The 16,991-nt window shown below is 67.4% G+C and carries 14 protein-coding genes; 9 read left to right on the forward strand and 5 right to left on the reverse strand.

Features of this window, described 5'->3' with window-relative positions; translation table 11 throughout:
• Nucleotides 1-60: 60 nt before the first annotated feature.
• From AC1RVW_RS15465 to xdhC, 3 genes are all read right to left on the reverse strand, one after another.
• The gene (locus AC1RVW_RS15465; protein ID WP_081269344.1) at nt 61-1,401 is read right to left on the reverse strand and encodes a glycerate kinase type-2 family protein; all 1,341 of its coding nucleotides are present in this window, start codon (nt 1,399-1,401) and stop codon (nt 61-63) included.
• 74 nt (nt 1,402-1,475) lie between these two features.
• Nucleotides 1,476-2,684 carry a urate hydroxylase PuuD gene (locus AC1RVW_RS15470; RefSeq protein ID WP_493200908.1) on the reverse strand — a complete coding sequence of 403 codons (1,209 nt, stop codon included), beginning with the start codon at nt 2,682-2,684 and terminating at the stop codon, nt 1,476-1,478.
• Nucleotides 2,685-2,899: 215 nt separating this feature from the next.
• On the reverse strand, nt 2,900-3,709 hold the full coding sequence (gene xdhC, locus AC1RVW_RS15475; protein ID WP_493200911.1) for a xanthine dehydrogenase accessory protein XdhC: 810 nt from the start codon (nt 3,707-3,709) through the stop codon (nt 2,900-2,902).
• 56 nt (nt 3,710-3,765) lie between these two features.
• On the opposite strand from xdhC, the gene AC1RVW_RS15480 reads away from it, so the two are divergent.
• On the forward strand, nt 3,766-4,263 hold the full coding sequence (locus tag AC1RVW_RS15480) for a hypothetical protein (protein ID WP_081269341.1): 498 nt from the start codon (nt 3,766-3,768) through the stop codon (nt 4,261-4,263).
• 2 nt (nt 4,264-4,265) lie between these two features.
• Here the strand turns inward: AC1RVW_RS15480 and uraH are convergent, their stop codons facing one another.
• The gene (gene uraH, locus AC1RVW_RS15485; RefSeq protein WP_007838349.1) at nt 4,266-4,616 is read right to left on the reverse strand and encodes a hydroxyisourate hydrolase; all 351 of its coding nucleotides are present in this window, start codon (nt 4,614-4,616) and stop codon (nt 4,266-4,268) included.
• Between the two features lie 92 nt (nt 4,617-4,708).
• Between uraH and AC1RVW_RS15490 the strand changes: the two genes are divergently transcribed.
• From AC1RVW_RS15490 to AC1RVW_RS15505, 4 genes are read left to right on the forward strand one after another with little or no spacing between them, the layout of a single operon-like run.
• Entirely contained in the window at nt 4,709-5,383 is a 675-nt protein-coding gene (locus tag AC1RVW_RS15490; protein ID WP_493200914.1) for a GntR family transcriptional regulator, read from the forward strand.
• Nucleotides 5,384-5,390: 7 nt separating this feature from the next.
• Nucleotides 5,391-6,353, forward strand: coding sequence for an allantoinase PuuE (puuE, locus tag AC1RVW_RS15495; protein ID WP_493200916.1), 963 nt, complete (start codon nt 5,391-5,393; stop codon nt 6,351-6,353).
• Complete coding sequence (uraD, locus tag AC1RVW_RS15500; RefSeq protein ID WP_493200918.1) at nt 6,350-8,128, forward strand: 2-oxo-4-hydroxy-4-carboxy-5-ureidoimidazoline decarboxylase; 1,779 nt, start codon at nt 6,350-6,352, stop codon at nt 8,126-8,128. Before puuE ends, uraD begins: the two co-directional genes overlap by 4 nt.
• Nucleotides 8,129-8,145: 17 nt before the next feature.
• Nucleotides 8,146-9,372 carry a M20 family metallopeptidase gene (locus AC1RVW_RS15505; RefSeq protein WP_081269337.1) on the forward strand — a complete coding sequence of 409 codons (1,227 nt, stop codon included), beginning with the start codon at nt 8,146-8,148 and terminating at the stop codon, nt 9,370-9,372.
• Between the two features lie 26 nt (nt 9,373-9,398).
• Here the strand turns inward: AC1RVW_RS15505 and AC1RVW_RS15510 are convergent, their stop codons facing one another.
• Nucleotides 9,399-11,450: a putative bifunctional diguanylate cyclase/phosphodiesterase gene (locus AC1RVW_RS15510; RefSeq protein WP_081269336.1), complete on the reverse strand. Its 2,052-nt coding sequence runs from the start codon at nt 11,448-11,450 to the stop codon at nt 9,399-9,401.
• Nucleotides 11,451-11,636: 186 nt separating this feature from the next.
• On the opposite strand from AC1RVW_RS15510, the gene AC1RVW_RS15515 reads away from it, so the two are divergent.
• From AC1RVW_RS15515 to AC1RVW_RS15530, 4 genes are all read left to right on the forward strand, one after another.
• Nucleotides 11,637-13,331, forward strand: a complete 1,695-nt coding sequence (locus tag AC1RVW_RS15515; RefSeq protein WP_493200921.1) for a CehA/McbA family metallohydrolase domain-containing protein — start codon at nt 11,637-11,639, stop codon at nt 13,329-13,331.
• 154 nt (nt 13,332-13,485) lie between these two features.
• Complete coding sequence (locus AC1RVW_RS15520; RefSeq protein WP_493200923.1) at nt 13,486-14,832, forward strand: C4-dicarboxylate transporter DctA; 1,347 nt, start codon at nt 13,486-13,488, stop codon at nt 14,830-14,832.
• A 9-nt stretch (nt 14,833-14,841) separates the two neighbouring features.
• Nucleotides 14,842-15,546: a GntR family transcriptional regulator gene (locus AC1RVW_RS15525; protein ID WP_081269333.1), complete on the forward strand. Its 705-nt coding sequence runs from the start codon at nt 14,842-14,844 to the stop codon at nt 15,544-15,546.
• 161 nt (nt 15,547-15,707) lie between these two features.
• On the forward strand, nt 15,708-16,835 hold the full coding sequence (locus tag AC1RVW_RS15530) for an AI-2E family transporter (RefSeq protein WP_493200926.1): 1,128 nt from the start codon (nt 15,708-15,710) through the stop codon (nt 16,833-16,835).
• Nucleotides 16,836-16,991 lie beyond the last annotated feature (156 nt).

Here is a 16,991-nt window from a genome sequence, read left to right on the forward strand (position 1 = left end):
CCGGAACGCGTAGATTAACCCGAGTTCACAAAGCCCGCCCGCGCCGGGCGAACAGCCCCGTTACAACACCAGCAGCGCGCGGAAGTCGTTGACGTTGGTATGGGATGGCCCGGTGATCAGCAGGTCGCCGATGGCGCCGAAGTAGGTGTAGGCGTCGTTGCGGTCCATGTGGTCCGACAGCTTCATGCCCTTGGCGGCAGCGCGCGCCAGCGTGTCGGGCGTGACGAAGGTGCCGGCGTTGTCTTCCATGCCGTCGATGCCGTCGGTGTCGCCCGCCAGCGCCCAGACGCCCGGCTGGCCCATGAGCGCGCCGGCCAGGCCCATGCAGAACTCGCCGCCGCGCCCGCCCCGGCCCTTGGCCTGGCCGGGCTTGCGGGGCCGGATCGTCACCGTGGTCTCGCCACCCGACAGGATGACGCAGGGCCTGGCGAAAGGCTCGCCGCGAAGCGCCACCGCGCGCGCAAGCGCGGCATGCACCTTGCCGACCTCGCGCGACTCGCCTTCCATTTCGTCGCTGAGGATGTGCGCCTCGAGGCCGGCGGCGCGCACCACCCGGGCGGCCGCTTCGAGCGACTGCTGGGGCGTGGCGATCACATGCGTCTGGTGGCCCTCGAACACCGGATCGTTCGGCTTGGGCGTTTCGAGCGCACCGCTTTCGAGCTGCGCGCGCACCGGCGCGGGCACGTCGATGGCGTAGCGCTCGAGGATGGCGAGCGCGTCGGCACAGGTGGTGGCGTCGGGCACGGTCGGTCCGCTGGCGATGATGGCCGGGTCGTCGCCGGGCACGTCGCTGATCGTGAGGGTGACGACACGCGCAGGCGCGCAGGCCGCGGCCAGCCGGCCGCCCTTGATGCGGGAGAGGTGCTTGCGCACGCAGTTCATCTCGCCGATGCTCGCGCCGCTCTCGAGCAGTTGCGTGTTGATGCGCTGCTTGTCGGCCAGCGTCAGGCCTTCGGCCGGCAGCACCAAGAGCGACGAGCCGCCACCCGAGATCAGGCACAGCACCAGGTCGTCGGCCGTGAGGCCCTTGGTGAGCGCGAGGATGCGCTCGGCCGCCCGCAGGCCGGCCTCGTCAGGCACCGGGTGCGCGGCCTCGACCAGTTCGATGCGCTGCGGCAGGCCCTCGGGCCGCGGCGGGATATGGTCGTAGCGCGTGACGACCAGCCCCGACAGCGGCGCGTCGGCCGGCCACAGGGCTTCGAGCGCCTGCACCATCGAGCCGCCCGCCTTGCCGCAGCCCAGCACCAGCGTGCGGCCCTTGGGCGGCGGCGGCAGATGGGGGCCGAGCGTGGACAACGGCAGCGCGCGGTCCACCGCCACGCGGTAGAGATGTTCGAGAAAGGCGCGCGGGTCTTTGCGTGGATCGGGGGCGGGGGCCAAGGACGGATTCGAAGCGGTCATTGCGGTTTGTCTCCAGACCGGCAATTGTGCTGCGGACCAGGCCCCGCCCCTGCCGGTCAGTTTTTTCGGGATGCCTAGTTGGTCGTCTTCGCGCCGGCCTGGAACCACCGGCTGATGAGCGCGCGTTCCTCATCGGTGATGCCGGTCGCGTTGTTCATCGGCATGATCTTGGTCACCACCACCTGCTGGTAGATGGCCTGCGCGTGCGCGGCCACCTGCTCGGGGGAGTCGACCCGCACGTTCTTCATCTGCACGGCAGGGCCGTGGCACATGAAGCAGCGCTGCTCCAGCACCTTCTGCACGTCGGAGAAAGGCACGGCGGGCGCCGCGGCGGAGACGACCGGCGCAGCCACCGGCTCGGGCTTCATCCAGACGATGGTCAGGCCCAGCACCACGATGCCGACCATGGCGTACGGCAGCGGGTTGCCCGCAATGCCCAGCTTGAAGCGGTGGCGGACCACGAAGAACTGGCGAATCGCCGCGCCGCCCAGCATGATGAGCAGCAGCACGATCCAGTTGTACTTGTGCGTGTAGGTGAAGCTGTAGTGGTTGCTCAGCATCGCGAACAGCACCGGCAGCGTGAAGTATGTGTTGTGCACGCTGCGCTGCTTGCCGCGCTGGCCGTGCACCGGGTCCACCGGCTTGCCTTCGCGCAGTGCCGCCACGTTCTTGCGCTGGCCGGGAATGATCCAGAAGAACACGTTGCCGCTCATGGTCGTCGCCATCATGGCGCCCACCAGCAGGAAGGCCGCGCGGCCCGCGAACCAGTGGCACGCCAGCCAGGTCGCGAAGGCGATGAAGATGGCGATCAGCACGCCGACGATCGTGTCGCCGTGCTTGCGGCGCCCGAAGATCTGGCAGATGCCGTCGTAGACCATCCAGAACACGACGAAGAAGGCCAGCGCCACGGCAATGGCGGCGCCGGGCTGCCAGTCCATCTTCGACTTGTCGATGAGATAGGTGCTCGCGTTCCACAGGTACGACATGGTGAACAGCGAGAAACCCGTGATCCAGGTCGAATAGCTCTCCCAGTACGACCAGTGCAGGTGGTCCGGCAGCTTCTTGGGCGCCAGCGCGTACTTCTGCATGTTGTAGAAGCCGCCGCCGTGCACCGCCCACTGTTCACCGCCCACGCCCTTGTCGAGCGATTCCTGGTCTTGCGGCTTCTCGAGGCTGTTGTCCAGCATCACGAAGTAGAAGGAGGCGCCGATCCAGGCGATGGCGGTGATGACGTGGACCCAGCGCAGCAGCAGGTTGGCCCAGTCGAGGTAGTAGCTTTCCATGTGCTCTCTCTCAACCCTGTGCGCGCGTGGGGACGCCGCAAAGGGGTTTCAGCCTGCTCACCACCGCGGGCGCTGTAAGCAGAGAAAGTGCCGCGAACGCAGGCTCCATGGAATGGGCCTCGCTCCGCTGCGGCTTGTTGTCGACCGAAAGTGTATACAGTTTTGGCAAAGGGCGGGATGCTTTTTTTGGGGCGCCACCGCCGGGAAAACCCTGTTCAGTCCAGCGGTTGCAACAACTGTGCCGCCACCGCCACGGCGATCACCTCGGGCTCCTTGCCGGTGATGCCGGGCACGCCGATGGGACAGGTGATGCGGGCCAGCTCTTGCGCCGTGAAGCCGCGCGCTTCGAGCCGGTGGCTGAAGGTGGCCCACTTGGTCTTGCTGCCGATCAGCCCGATGTAAGGCAGGTCGTCGCGCTCGCGCAGGCGCTTGAGGCAGGCGATGACGATGTCGAGGTCTTCGGCATGGCTGAAGCTCATGATCAGCACGCGGCTGCCCGGCGCGATCGCTGCCACCGCGTCCTGCACCGGCTCGGAATGCTCGGTGTCGATCTGCGCGGGGAGTGCGTCCGGGAACACGCCGTCGCGGCTGTCGATCCAGCGCACCGAAAACGGTAGTGCGGCCAGCAGGCGCGCCAGGGCGGCGCCGACGTGCCCGCCGCCGAACAGCGCCACGGGCTTGAGCTGCGCGACCAGTTCGCGCTGCAGCACGGGCGCATCGGCCGCGGTGATACGCCGGTACGACAGGAACATCACGCCGCCGCAGCACTGCCCCAGGCTGGGACCCAGCGGGTAGCGCTGGATGCCTTCGAACGGCGCGCGCAGGCCCGCGAGCAACTCGCGCGCTTCCTTCGTGGCCTGGAATTCGAGCTGGCCGCCGCCGATGGTGGCCGTGAGGCCGTCTGCCCACACCGCCATCCAGGTGCCGGCCTCGCGCGGCGCCGAGCCCTGCGTGGACTCGACGCGCACCAGCACGCCGTCTTCCTGGCGAAGACGCGCCAGCAATTGGTCGACCGCACCGCTCATGGTGATGGATACCTCCGGTTGCCCGGCCCGTGGAGAGTCACGGTATAAACCCGGCGATGAATCGCCAGCTTACGCCCCGACGCCTCGCGCTCGCAGCCTCCCTTCTTTCGGCCCTCTGGCTCGCCGGCTGCGGCTCCACCGGGTCGGTGCCCGGCCAGTTGAGCGGCGCCAGCGGCGACGTGGGTTCCGGCCCGGTGCCGCGCGCATCGAACGCGGCCAGCGCGCGCGACTACCGCCGCGACGCCGCCCGCCACATCTACGACGCCAACCGCTCGCGCATCTACAAGGGCCAGCTGCCGCCGGTGCTCTATGCCGTGGGCACGCTCGAAGTGAACCTCGACACAGGCGGCAAGGTGCGTTCGATGCGCTGGCTGCGCGCGCCCAAGCACGCACCCGAGGTGATCGCCGAGATCGAGCGCACGGTGCTCAAGGCCTCGCCCTTCCCGCCGGCCACCCGCCTGGGCACCGTCACATGGACGGACACCTGGCTGTGGGACGAAAGCGGCCGCTTTCAACTCGACACCCTGACGGAAGGCCAGCAGCAAGGGGACTGACCTCAGGAGCCACGGTACGTGGAGTAGCTCCACGGACTCACGAGCAGGGGCACGTGGTAGTGCTGGTCGGTGTGCGCCACGCCGAAGTCCAGTGACACCTTGTTCAGGAAATTGGGCTCCGGCAGCTTGACGCCGCGAGCCTTGAAGTAGCCCGCCACGTCGAACACCAGCCGGTAGGTGCCGGCCTTCAACGAGTTGTTGTCGTACAGCGGCCCGTCGCTGCGGCCGTCCGAATTCAGCGTGAAGCGCTTGACCAGCGTGGCGGCGTCGCCGTCGGTGGTGTACAGCGCCACCTCCATGCCCGCGGCGGGGCCGCCATGCATCGTGTCCAGTACGTGAGTGCTCAGGCCCATGGGGCGCTCCTTGAAAGTCCGAAGGTTGGATCGGTGGGTGCGGGATATTCCGGTGGACAAAAGTGTATACAGTTCGCGGCTTTGGGTCTATCATGAAAAACATGGAGTCCTCCACCACCCGTTCGATCGTCGATGCGCTCACCAAAGCCATCGTCGAGCACCGGCTTCAGCCCGGCACCAAGCTGGCCGAGCAGAAGCTGGCCGATCACTTCGGCGTGTCGCGCACGCTGGTGCGGCAGGCCCTGTTCCAGCTGTCGCAGAACAAGCTCATCCGCCTGGAGCCCGCGCGGGGCGCCTTCGTGGCCGCGCCCGCCGTCGACGAAGCCAAGCAGGTGTTCGCCGTGCGCCGCATGCTCGAGGCCGAGATGACGCGCGAGTTCGTGCGCACCGTCACGCCCGCCAAGATCAAGGCGCTGAAGGAGCATGTAGCGCTCGAGAAATCCGCGGTATCGTGCGAAGACATCTCCGGGCGCACCGAGCTGCTCGGCGACTTCCACGTGCGCATGGCCGAGCTCATGGGCAACCAGGTGCTGGCGCAGATCCTCGGCGAGCTGATCTCGCGCTGCGCCCTCATCACACTGATGTACCAGAGCACCAGCGCGGCCGAGCACTCCAACGACGAGCACGCCGACATCGTGAAGGCACTGGCCGCGCGCGATGAGGAACGCGCCGTGCGCCTCATGACCGAACACCTCGAGCACGTCGAGGCCAACCTGACCTTCGACCGCAAGGTCCCGACCAACGACATCTCGCTGGCGCTGTCCTGAAAAGCCTATGACCGTCTACGACTCCACCCTGCCCTACCCCCGCGACCTCGTCGGCTACGGCCGCAATCCGCCCCACGCGCAGTGGCCCGGCGGCGCGCGCGTCGCGGTGCAGTTCGTGCTGAACTACGAAGAAGGCGGCGAGAACGCCACGCTGCACGGCGACGCGGGCTCCGAGCAGTTCCTCTCCGAGATGTTCAACCCGGCGAGTTTTCCCGACCGGCACATCAGCATGGAAGGCATCTACGAATACGGCTCGCGCGCCGGCGTCTGGCGCATCCTGCGCGAGTTCGAGAAACGCGGCCTGCCGCTTACAGTGTTCGGCGTGGGCATGGCGCTCGAGCGCTACCCGGAGCTGACGGCCGCCTTCAAGGAACTGGACCATGAAATCGCCTGCCACGGCTGGCGCTGGATCCACTACCAGAACCTCGACGAAGCCACCGAGCGCGAACACATGCGCCTGGGCATGGAAGCGATCGAGAAGCTCACCGGCGAACGCGCCCTGGGCTGGTACACCGGCCGCGACAGCCCGCGCACGCGCCGCCTCGTGGCCGACTACGGCGGCTTCGAGTACGACAGCGACTACTACGGCGACGATCTGCCCTTCTGGATGAAAGTGCGCAAGACCGACGGCACGGTGGTGCCTCAGCTCATCGTGCCCTACACGCTCGACTGCAACGACATGCGCTTCGCGCTGCCGCAGGGCTACTCGCATGCCGATCCGTTCTTCCAGTACATGAAGGACACCTTCGACGCGCTCTACGCCGAGGGCGACCCCGCCGGCGACAACAGCCCGAAGATGATGAGCATCGGCATGCACTGCCGCCTGCTCGGTCGGCCCGGGCGCATCACCGCGCTGCAGCGCTTCCTGGACCACATCGCACAGCACGACAAGGTGTGGGTCTGCCGCCGCGTCGACATCGCGCGCCACTGGAAGCAGGCGCACCCCTTCGAAGCAGGAGCCGCATCGTGAGCCTCACCATCGCCCAACTCAATGCCGCGGTGCCGGCCGCAGCCGTCGCGCTGCTCGACGGCATCTACGAGCATTCGCCCTGGATCGCGCAGCGCGCGCTGGCCGCCCGCCCGTTCCGCTCGCTCGCGCACCTCAAGCATGCGCTGGTGCGCGCGCTGGCCGAATCGTCGGCCGACGAACAGATCGGCCTGATCCGCGCCCACCCGGAGCTGGCGGGCAAGGCCATGGTCAGCAAGACGCTGACGGCCGAGTCGACCAACGAGCAGAGCAAGGCCGGCCTGACCGACTGCACGCCCGAGGAATTCGCGAAGATCCAGCAGCTCAACGCCGACTACAACGCCAAGTTCGGCTTCCCGTTCATCCTGGCCGTGCGCGGACCGCGCGGCACCGGGCTGGCCAAGCGCGAGATCATCGAGACCTTCGAGCGCCGGCTGCACAACCACCCGTCGTTCGAGCTGGGCGAGGCGCTGCGCAACATCCACCGCATCGCCGAGATCCGCCTGAACGACAAGTTCGCCGCCGACATCACGCTCGGCAACGACGTGTGGGACTGGCAGGAGCAGCTCTCGGTGCACACCGACCCCGGCTACGCCGAGAAGGGCCAGCTCACTGTCACCTACCTGACCGACGCGCACCGCGCCTGCGCCGCGCAGATCAGCGCGCTGATGCGCGACGTGGGTTTCGATTCGGTGCACATCGATGCCGTGGGCAACGTGGTGGGCCGCTATGAAGGTACGACGCCCGACGCAAAGACGCTGCTCACCGGCTCGCACTACGACACCGTGCGCAACGGCGGCAAGTACGACGGCCGCCTCGGCATCTTCGTGCCGATCGCCTGCGTTCGCGAACTCAAGCGGCAGAACAAGCGCCTGCCTTTCGCCTTCGAGGTGGTGGGCTTCGCCGAAGAGGAAGGCCAGCGCTACAAGGCGACCTTCCTGGGCTCGGGCGCGCTCATCGGCCACTTCGACCCGCGCTGGCTCGACCAGAAGGACGCCGACGGCGTCACCATGCGCGAAGCCATGCGGCACGCGGGCCTGAAGCAGGAAGACATCCCGAAGATCCAGCGCGACCCGGCTCGCTACCTCGGCTTCGTCGAGGTGCACATCGAACAGGGCCCGGTGCTCACCGAGCTCGACCTGCCGCTGGGCATCGTCACCTCCATCAACGGCAGCGTGCGCTACGTGGGCGAGGTCATCGGCATGGCCAGCCACGCCGGCACCACGCCCATGGACCGCCGCCGAGACGCCGCGGCCGCCGTGGCCGAGCTGATCCTCTACACCGAGCAGCGCGCCGCCAAAGATGGCGACTCGGTCGGCACCGTCGGCATGCTCGAAGTGCCGAGCGGCTCCATCAACGTGGTGCCGGGCCGCTGCAAGTTCAGCCTCGACCTGCGCGCGCCCAACAACGAACAGCGCGATGCATTGGCCACCGACGTGGTCAACGCGCTGAAAGACATCTGCGAGCGACGCGGCGTGCGCTTCGAGCTCGAAGAGACGATGCGCGCCGCCGCCGCCCCCAGCGCGCCTGCGTGGCAGCAGCGTTGGGAAAAGGCGGTCGACGCACTCGGCATTCCGCTCTTTCGCATGCCCAGCGGCGCCGGCCACGACGCCATGAAGCTGCACGAGGTGATGCCGCAGGCCATGCTCTTCGTGCGCGGCATCAACTCGGGCATCAGCCACAACCCGCTCGAATCGAGCACCAACGACGACATCCAGCTCGCGGTGCAGGCCTTCCAGCTGCTACTGGACAACCTGGCCGCCGAACAAGCCCACTGATTCACAGAAGAACAACCATGACCGACTACGCAAAGCTCGACGCCTGGATCGACGCCCACTTCGACGAGGAAGTGAAGTTCCTGCAGCAACTGGTGCAGGTGCCCACCGACACGCCGCCGGGCAACAACGCGCCGCACGCCGAACGCACCGCCGAGCTGTTGAAGGACTTCGGCCTCGACGCCGAGAAGCACGCCGTGCCCGCGCAGGACGTGAAGGACTACGGCCTCGAATCGATCACCAACCTGATCGTGCGCCGCAAGTACGGCAATGACGGCCTGACGGTCGCGCTCAATGCCCACGGCGACGTGGTGCCCCCTGGCGAAGGCTGGACGCACGACCCGTACGGCGGCGAGATCGTCGACGGCAGCCTCTACGGCCGCGCCGCCGCCGTCAGCAAGAGCGATTTCGCGAGCTTCACCTTCGCGCTGCGCGCGCTCGAAGCCGTCGCCAGGCCCGCCAAGGGCAGCGTCGAGCTGCACTTCACCTACGACGAGGAATTCGGCGGCATCCTCGGCCCGGGCTGGCTGCTCGACAAGGGCCTGACCAAGCCCGACCTGATGATCGCGGCCGGCTTCAGCTACGAGGTGGTCACCGCCCACAACGGCTGCCTGCAGATGGAAGTGACGGTGCACGGCAAGATGGCCCACGCCGCCGTGCCGGCCACCGGCATCGACGCGCTGCAGGGCGCGGTGAAGATCCTCAACGCGCTGTATGCGCAGAACACGCTCTACCAGCAGGTCACGTCGAAGGTCGAGGGCATCACGCACCCGTACCTGAACGTGGGCCGCATCGAAGGCGGCACCAACACCAACGTCGTGCCCGGCAAGGTGGTGTTCAAGCTCGACCGCCGCATGATCCCCGAGGAGAACCCGGCCGAGGTCGAAGCCACCATCCGCAAGGTGATCGCCGATGCCGCAGCCGAGAGCGCCGGCATCACGGTCGAGATCAAGCGACTGCTGCTGGCCAACTCGATGAAGCCGCTGGCCGGCAACAAGCCGCTGGTCGACGCGATCCAGAAGCACGGCCAGGACGTGTTCGGCGAGCCGATCAAGGCCATGGGTACGCCGCTGTACACCGACGTGCGCCTGTACGTCGAGGCCGGCATTCCGGGCGTGATCTACGGGGCCGGGCCGCGCACCGTGCTCGAGTCGCACGCCAAGCGCAGCGACGAGCGCGTGGTGCTCGAAGACCTGCGCCGCGCCACCAAGGTGATCGCGCGCACGCTAAGCGACCTGCTGGCCTGAGCGCTCCGGGCGCGCGGCCTGCCTGCTCAGGCCGGCCTGGCGCCCGACATGGGGGAGATCACCGCGGCCGCCCTGGTCCGGGCCTCGGCCCACGCCGTCATGTTGGGCAGGGGCGCCGGCCGCGCCAGGTGGTAGCCCTGCACCAGCGTGCAGCCCAGCGTGCGCAGGACATCGAGTTCTTCCTGCGTTTCCACGCCCTCGGCCACGACCTGGATGTTCAGCGAGCGGCCCAGCTGCACGATGGAATCGACCAGCACCACGTTGCCCGGCGACGCCGCCAGCCCCAGGATGAAGCTGCGGTCGATCTTGACCTGCCGCACGTATTCGCTGCGCAGCGACGCCAGCGATGAATAGCCCACGCCGAAGTCGTCCACCACGATCGCCACGCCGGCGGCCGACAGGGCGCTGAGGCGGCTGCGCGTCGCGTGGGTGTCGAGCGCCACCTCTTCGGTGATCTCGATCTGCAGCCGGGTCGGCGCGATGCCGCGCGTCTTCAGCATGCCGAGCACGATGTCGTCGACCGCGAGCTGCGCCATCTCGCGCGGCGACACGTTGATGGCGATCGGCACGTTCGCCAGCACCGAGCCCGAGGCCTCGAGCTGGCGCATCGCCCGGCAGACCTCGTCGACCAGGTGGCGCAGCAGCGGCTCCGCGACGCCGGTGTTGGCGGCGGCGAAGATCACTTCTTCCGGCGCGATGTGGCCGTGGCGCGGATGGTGCCAGCGCATCAGCGCCTCCAGGCTGTGGATGTGCTTGCCGTCGCAGCCCATGATCGGCTGGTACCACACGCCGATGGCGCGCGCTTCGATGGCGTTGAGCAGGTCGCGCTCCACGTCCCTGCGCGTGCCCAGCCGCAGGTTGAGGGGGGCGTCGAAGAACTGATAGCGGTTGCGCCCGGTGCGCTTGGCCTCGTAGAGCGCCTCGTCGGCAAAGCTGATCATGTCGGCGATTTCGGCGTCGCCCGACACCGAGATGCCGATGCTCACGCCCAGGTGGCCGCCGTAGTGCGCGGTGGCGAACGATATCGAGCGGATCAGCGCCTGCGCAATGGCCGCGGGCGCCTGGCGGGTGCCCTGGAGGCTGTAGAGCACCGCGAACTCGTCGCCGCCCCAGCGGCTCAGCACCGCGCGCAGGTCGGTGAGTTCGCGCTGCAGCCAGCCGGCCACGTCCTGCAGCACGCGGTCGCCGACCTTGTGACCGAAGGCGTCGTTGACCGCCTTGAAGCCGTCCAGGTCGAGCAGCAACAGGCAGTGCTGCTGGCCGCGGGACGAGACGATGTGCAGCGTCGCCGCCTCGGTGAAGCCTTCGCGGTTGAGCAGCCCGGTCAGGGAGTCGTGCGAGGCGCGGAACGAGAGCTGCTGCGTCGCGTCCATCGACAGCGCGTGCACCTGGCGCAGCTGCTCCGCCATCGCGGTGGCCTCGTTGCGCAGCCGGCTGCCCTCGCGGAAGGTGCGCTCGCTGTGCACCGCGCTGCGCACCAGCGCCCCGAGGTACAGCAGCACCATCGCAGCCAGGCTCAAGTTGTCGAAGCCGCCCCAGTACACCAGGCACCCCGCCACCGACAGCAACGCCGGCGTGATGAAGCTGATCGGCACGAACGCGAAGGCCGTGCCGTAGGTCACGGAGCCCGCGCAGATGCCGCACACCACCGTCAGATAGAACACCGCCTGCGGCGATGAGTAGCCGTTGCACAGCAGCGGAATGAGCGCCCAGACCAGGCCCGAGACCCCGGCCAGCACCGCGGCCAGCCGAAGGTGCCATTCGACAGGTCGCCCCTTGGGCGAGGTTGCCACGCTGCCGTCCAGCAGCACGCCGCGCGACGGCGCGAACGGCCAGCGGCTGACATAGCTGCGCAGCCCGTTCACCGCGAGCGACAGCATCAGCCAGCACAGCCCCTCGAACGCGCGGCCCGAATTGAGTGCCACCAGGGTCGCAGTGAAGCTCAGCACGATGTTGATCGGAATCGCGGCGAGCACGCTGCGGCGCACCATCACCAGCTGGTCGGCCCGCACCATGCGCGAGAGCAACTCAGCATCGACGGAAGCGGTGAGCGTGGGGAGAGGCGCGCTGAGATTCATGGAAGGGGTCGAGTTTATAGAGCGCGAACGACCGTGCGGCCAGCGAAGGCCTTGTTCTCGCGAATTTGGGGTGCGGGAACAACGAACTTTCGTTTCTCTTTCATCCGGGCGTCATGGCTGCCTCCGAGACTCCGTAGCCCTTTTGGGTCCACGTGTTTTACACGCCTGTCATCTTTTCAGAACGCCATGTCCTACCGTTTTTCGATTGCTCCCCCCTTCCGCCGCACGCTCTTTTCCACCCTCGCCATTGGCACGCTGATGCTGGCCGGCTGCGGCGGCGGCTCCGATGCTCCGGGTTTCGTTCCGCTGCCGACGGCCACCGCGCCGGCTCCGGCGCCCACCCCTGCTCCTGCACCGGCCCCAGCCCCGGCAGCCGGCCCCACGGGCCGCTGGACCATCGGCGACCTGCACATCCACACGATGCAGTCGGACGACGCACAGCAGGTCAACAAGCTCGACCAGGTGCTCGCCCAGGCATTCGACCGCTTCGGGCTCGACTGGGCTGCGCTGTCCGACCACTTGCGCATGTCTTCCTACGACAACGACGGCAACAAGCTGGCGACGGCGATCCCGTTCTCGGAGGGCATGGCCAAGTACCAGGTGCCGCGCATCAAGGCATTGCAGGCCGCAGGCAAGTACGCGGACAAGACGATCTTCGCGTCCTTCGAGTGGGACATGCCCTCGCACGACCACGGCAACGTCGGGCTGCTGACGGACAACCCGATGTCGGCCACGGCACTGAAGGCCGCGAACCAGTTCGAGTACCTCTTCACCAACCGCCCCGACTCGGCCTTCGCGCCGGAAGACGTGGCGGCCTGGGGTCCGAAGGCCGGCACCGGCTACAACACCCACGCGGAGACGCTGGCCGCCATCTCGTGGCTGAAGAGCAACTACCCCGACACCAGCTACCTGCAGATCAACCATCCGTCGCGCAATCCCGGCAAATACACGATCGCGCAGCTGCGTGAAATGAACGACCTCGCGCCGAACATCGTGTTCTCGCTCGAAGGCATGGTCGGCAACCAGATGGAGCCCGACCGCGGCGGCTACACCAGCGACTACATTCCGGCCAATCTGCCATCGCGCGTCTACGGCGGTGTCGACTACCTCGTCGCCAAGCTCGGCGGCACCTGGGACGCGCTGCTGTCCGAAGGCCGCCACATCTGGAACGTGGCGGACTCCGACTACCACTTCACCATCTCCCAGGGCCAGTACAGCAGCGGCTACGCACCGGGCGAATACGCCAAGAACCACCTGTGGGGCGACATCAAGGACCCGAAGTCGCTGCTCGCGGCCATGCGCTCGGGCAAGCTCTTCGCGGTGAACGGCGACCTCATCAACGCACTCGACTTCAAGGTGCAAAGCGCCAAGGGCGCGGGCGAGATGGGCTCCGAAGTGGCGGCCAAGGCCGGCGAAGATTTGAAGATCACCATCCGCTTCAAGAGCCCCGAGCGCAACAACTTCGAATACCAGCTCGGCAGCGGCGTCTTCGCCAACGTGAAGCCGGCGGTCGACCACATCGACCTGATCGCCGGCGACGTGACCGGGCTCGAGAAGCCGGGCACGCCGGGCTACTCGCGCGACACCAACACGTCGACCCGCGTGCTCAAGCGCTTCACCCGCAACGACTGGAAGCTGGACGCAGACGGCTATTTCGCCGTGACCTACACCGTGAAGGCCGGCAACAATCAGTACTTCCGCCTGCGCGGCACCAACCTGGGCACCGACGTGCCGGGCGAGACGGCCGCAGGCGAACCGCTGCCCGACGCCAAGGTGGTGGTGACCGACAACGTCGCGCGCTTCAATGCCATCAATGCGCGCAACTACGCGGATCTGTGGTTCTACTCGAACCCGGTGTTCGTGAAGGTGGCGGCGCAGTAGGCGCTCGACGACGCGGCGCCACTGGCGCCGCCTTCGGTTCTCCCCTCCCGGGATAACCCTCTGACCCTCCCAAAGTCTTCTTGCCTACATTTCTTGTATGCAAGAAAAGGCATTGCTTGCATGCAAAACCTCGACAAGACAGACAGGAGACTCCATGCCTCGCTTCGCCAAATCGCTTTTCGGTCAGGTGGTCATCGCGCTGGTTCTTGGCGTGCTCGCGGGGCTCCTTGCCCCGGAGTACGCCGTCAAGCTCAAGCCGCTGGGTGACGGGTTCATCAAGCTGATCAAGATGATCATCCCGGTGCTGGTGTTTTGCGTGGTGGTGCATGGCATTGCCGGCGCGGGAGACCTCAAGCGCGTCGGCCGGGTGGGCGTGAAGTCGCTCATCTACTTCGAAGTGCTGACCACCATCGCGCTGGCGATGGGCCTGGTGCTGGCTTTCGTGTTCCAGCCGGGCGCCGGCATGAACGTCGACCCGTCGAAACTCGACCCGGCCGCCATGAGCGCCTACGCCTCGAACGCCGACAAGCTCACGAGCGGCGGCACGGTCGAGTTCCTGATGAAGCTCATTCCGACCACGGTGGTCAACGCCTTCGCCACCGGCGACGTGCTGCAGGTGCTGCTGTTCGCGGTGCTGTTCGGCTGCGCGCTCACGCTGCTGGGCGATCGCGGCAAGCCGGTGGCGGTGGTGGTCGATGCGCTCTCACTGGTGCTGTTCAAGATCATGGGAATCATCATCAAGCTGGCGCCGCTGGGCGTGCTGGGTGCCATCGCGTTCACGGTGGGACAGTACGGCATCGGCTCGCTCAAGCAGCTCGGCATGCTGGTGGCTCTTTTCTACGGCGCGGTGCTGGTCTTCGTGTTCGTGGTGCTCGGGCTGGTGATGCGCATGTCTGGCTTCAGCCTGATCAAGCTGCTGCGCTACCTGCGCGAAGAGCTCACCATCGTGTTCGCCACCACCTCGTCGGACAGCGTGCTGCCGCAGGTCATGGCCAAGCTGCGCCGCATGGGCATCCGCGATTCGACGGTCGGGCTGGTGATTCCCACCGGCTATTCGTTCAACCTCGATGCCTTCTCGATCTATATCACGCTGGCCGCGGTGTTCATCGCGCAGGCCACCAACACGCCGATCTCGATGGCCGACCTGATGACGATCCTGGCAATTGCGCTGGTCACGTCGAAGGGCGCGCACGGCGTGCCGGGCTCGGCCATCGTGGTGCTGGCCGCCACGCTGCATGCGATTCCGGCCATTCCCGCCATCGGGCTGGTGCTGGTGCTGTCGGTGGACTGGTTCATGGGCATTGCCCGCGCGCTGGGCAACCTGATCGGCAACTGCGTGGCAACGGTGGCCATCGCGGCCTGGGAAGGCGACATCGACCGCGAACGCGCGCACGCGGTGCTCGACGGCAACTACTCACCCGAAGCCCTGGATGGCGAGCCTCTGGCAGCGGCCGCGCCCGTGGCGAACGCAGGCACCGCCACCACCACCTCCGCACACTGAGTGAGCCACATGCCCACCGACGTCAGCCCCACCGCCATCGCCGAGCGCGTGGTCGAGGCCATCCTCGCGCAGAAGCTCGCGCCGGGCGAGCGGCTGGGCGAGCAGGCGCTTGCGGAGAACTTCTCGGTGAGCCGCACCATGGTGCGCGAGGCGCTGATGCAGCTGCAGGCGCGCGGCTTCGTCGAGGTGCAGTCGCGCCGCGGCTGGTATGTGGTGGAGCCTTCGGCCGAAGAGGCGCGCGACGCTTTCTCGGCACGCCGCATCGTCGAGGCCGGCATCCTGGCCGCGAGCGAGGGCCGCCCATTGGGCAAGGTGATCCGGAAACTGCGCGACCACATCGCCGACGAGCAGCGCGCCATCGAAGGCGCCGACGCTGCCACCCGCGCCTTCCTGCTAGCCGACTTCCACGTGTGCCTGGCCGAGCAGATGGGACATCAGTTGCTGGTCGACGTGCTGCGCGACCTCACAGCGCGTACCACCCTTGCGGCCACGCTCTACCAGTCGAAGCACGAGGCGGGGCAGTCGTGCGCGGAGCATGGCGCGATCGTCGCGGCGCTCGAAGCGGGCGATACGGACAAGGCGCGCCGCTTGATGCTCGACCACATCGGCAATGTCGAGCGCGCGCTGGAAGTCGACGCTGCGGCGGAGCCGGATGCAACGAGCAGGCTGAAGGCTACGCTGGCTCCCGTAGCATTGCCGCGCGCCAGGCGCTGAAGCTGTGTACTAGCACCGGCGACCGCTATCGGTTCGATAGCAGCGATCCCCAGCCGCGCAGCGACTCCCGGCAGTTTCCCCTATGAATCCGCTTGGCCGATACGAGGGCGCGCCCGCTGACACAGGTGCGGGTTCCGGCTCGGCTACAGTCCGAGACACTTATGAACTCACCCCAACTCCAGCGCGGCGTGTTCCTCGCCCTTCTCGCCGCTGTCACCGCTGCCTTCATCTGGGTACTGCTGCCGTTTTTCGGCGCGGTGCTCTGGGGCGTGGCACTGGCGATCCTGTTCACGCCGCTGTTCCGCTGGCTGCTCAGGAAGATGCCAGGCAAGCTCAACGCCGCCGCCTTGCTGACGCTGGCCATCTGCCTGTTCATCGTGATTCTTCCGCTGGCCATGGTCGGCGTGTCGCTGGTGCAGGAAGTGGCGCTGGTCACGCAGAACATCCGCTCGGGGCAGATCAACTTCGCGGCCTACTTCCAGCAGATCCTGGACGCCTCGCCGCAGTGGCTGCTGAACCTGGTCGAACGCTTCAACCTCGGCGACATGGCGGCCTGGCAGGCGCGCATTTCGGCCGCCGCCGGCCAGGCGAGCCAGATCATCGCGAGCCAGGCGCTGGCCATCGGCCAGAACACCTTCGACTTCGTGGTCAGCTTCTTCGTCATGCTGTACCTGCTGTACTTCCTGCTGCGCGACGGCGCGGCACTGTCCAAGCGCATGCGCGACGCCGTGCCGCTGGCTAAGCCGCACACGCACTACCTGCTGAACAAGTTCACCACCGTCATCCGCGCGACCGTCAAGGGCAACGTGGCCGTGGCCATCGCGCAGGGCACGCTCGGCGGGCTGGCTTTCTGGTTCCTCGGCGTGCAGGGCGCGCTGCTGTGGGCTGTGCTGATGGCCTTCCTGTCGCTGCTGCCGGCGGTGGGCGCCGCGCTGATCTGGGGCCCGGTGGCCATCTACTTCCTGGCCACTGGGCATTTCTGGCAGGGCGGCGTGCTGATCTTCGTGGGCGTGTTCGTGATCGGCCTGGTCGACAACATCCTGCGCCCGCTGCTGGTGGGCAAGGACACGCAGATGCCCGACTACATCGTGTTGATGTCGACCATCGGCGGCATGGCGCTCTTCGGCATCAACGGCTTCGTGATCGGGCCGGTGATCGCGGCGCTGTTCATGGCGGCGTGGAGCCTGTTCGCGGACTCGGGGCATGTGGGAACGGGGCACGACGAGCCGGCCGAAGGCACACAGGCCATCCAAACCACCCAAGACACCGAACACAAGAAGCGGAGCTGAGACGCGGGCTCACCCGCTCCATGCCGCGCCGCGCGCATTTCGCGCACGCTGTGCGGCATTCCGTCGCATGGCACTGGGCACCGCGCGGGGCCTGAGAGATCGTCGGGGCCTCAACTTCCGACGAGGCCCCTCATGCAACTTCCCGCCCTCCTGTCC

It is taken from the genome of Variovorax sp. MPBD4-3, assembly GCF_058809745.1.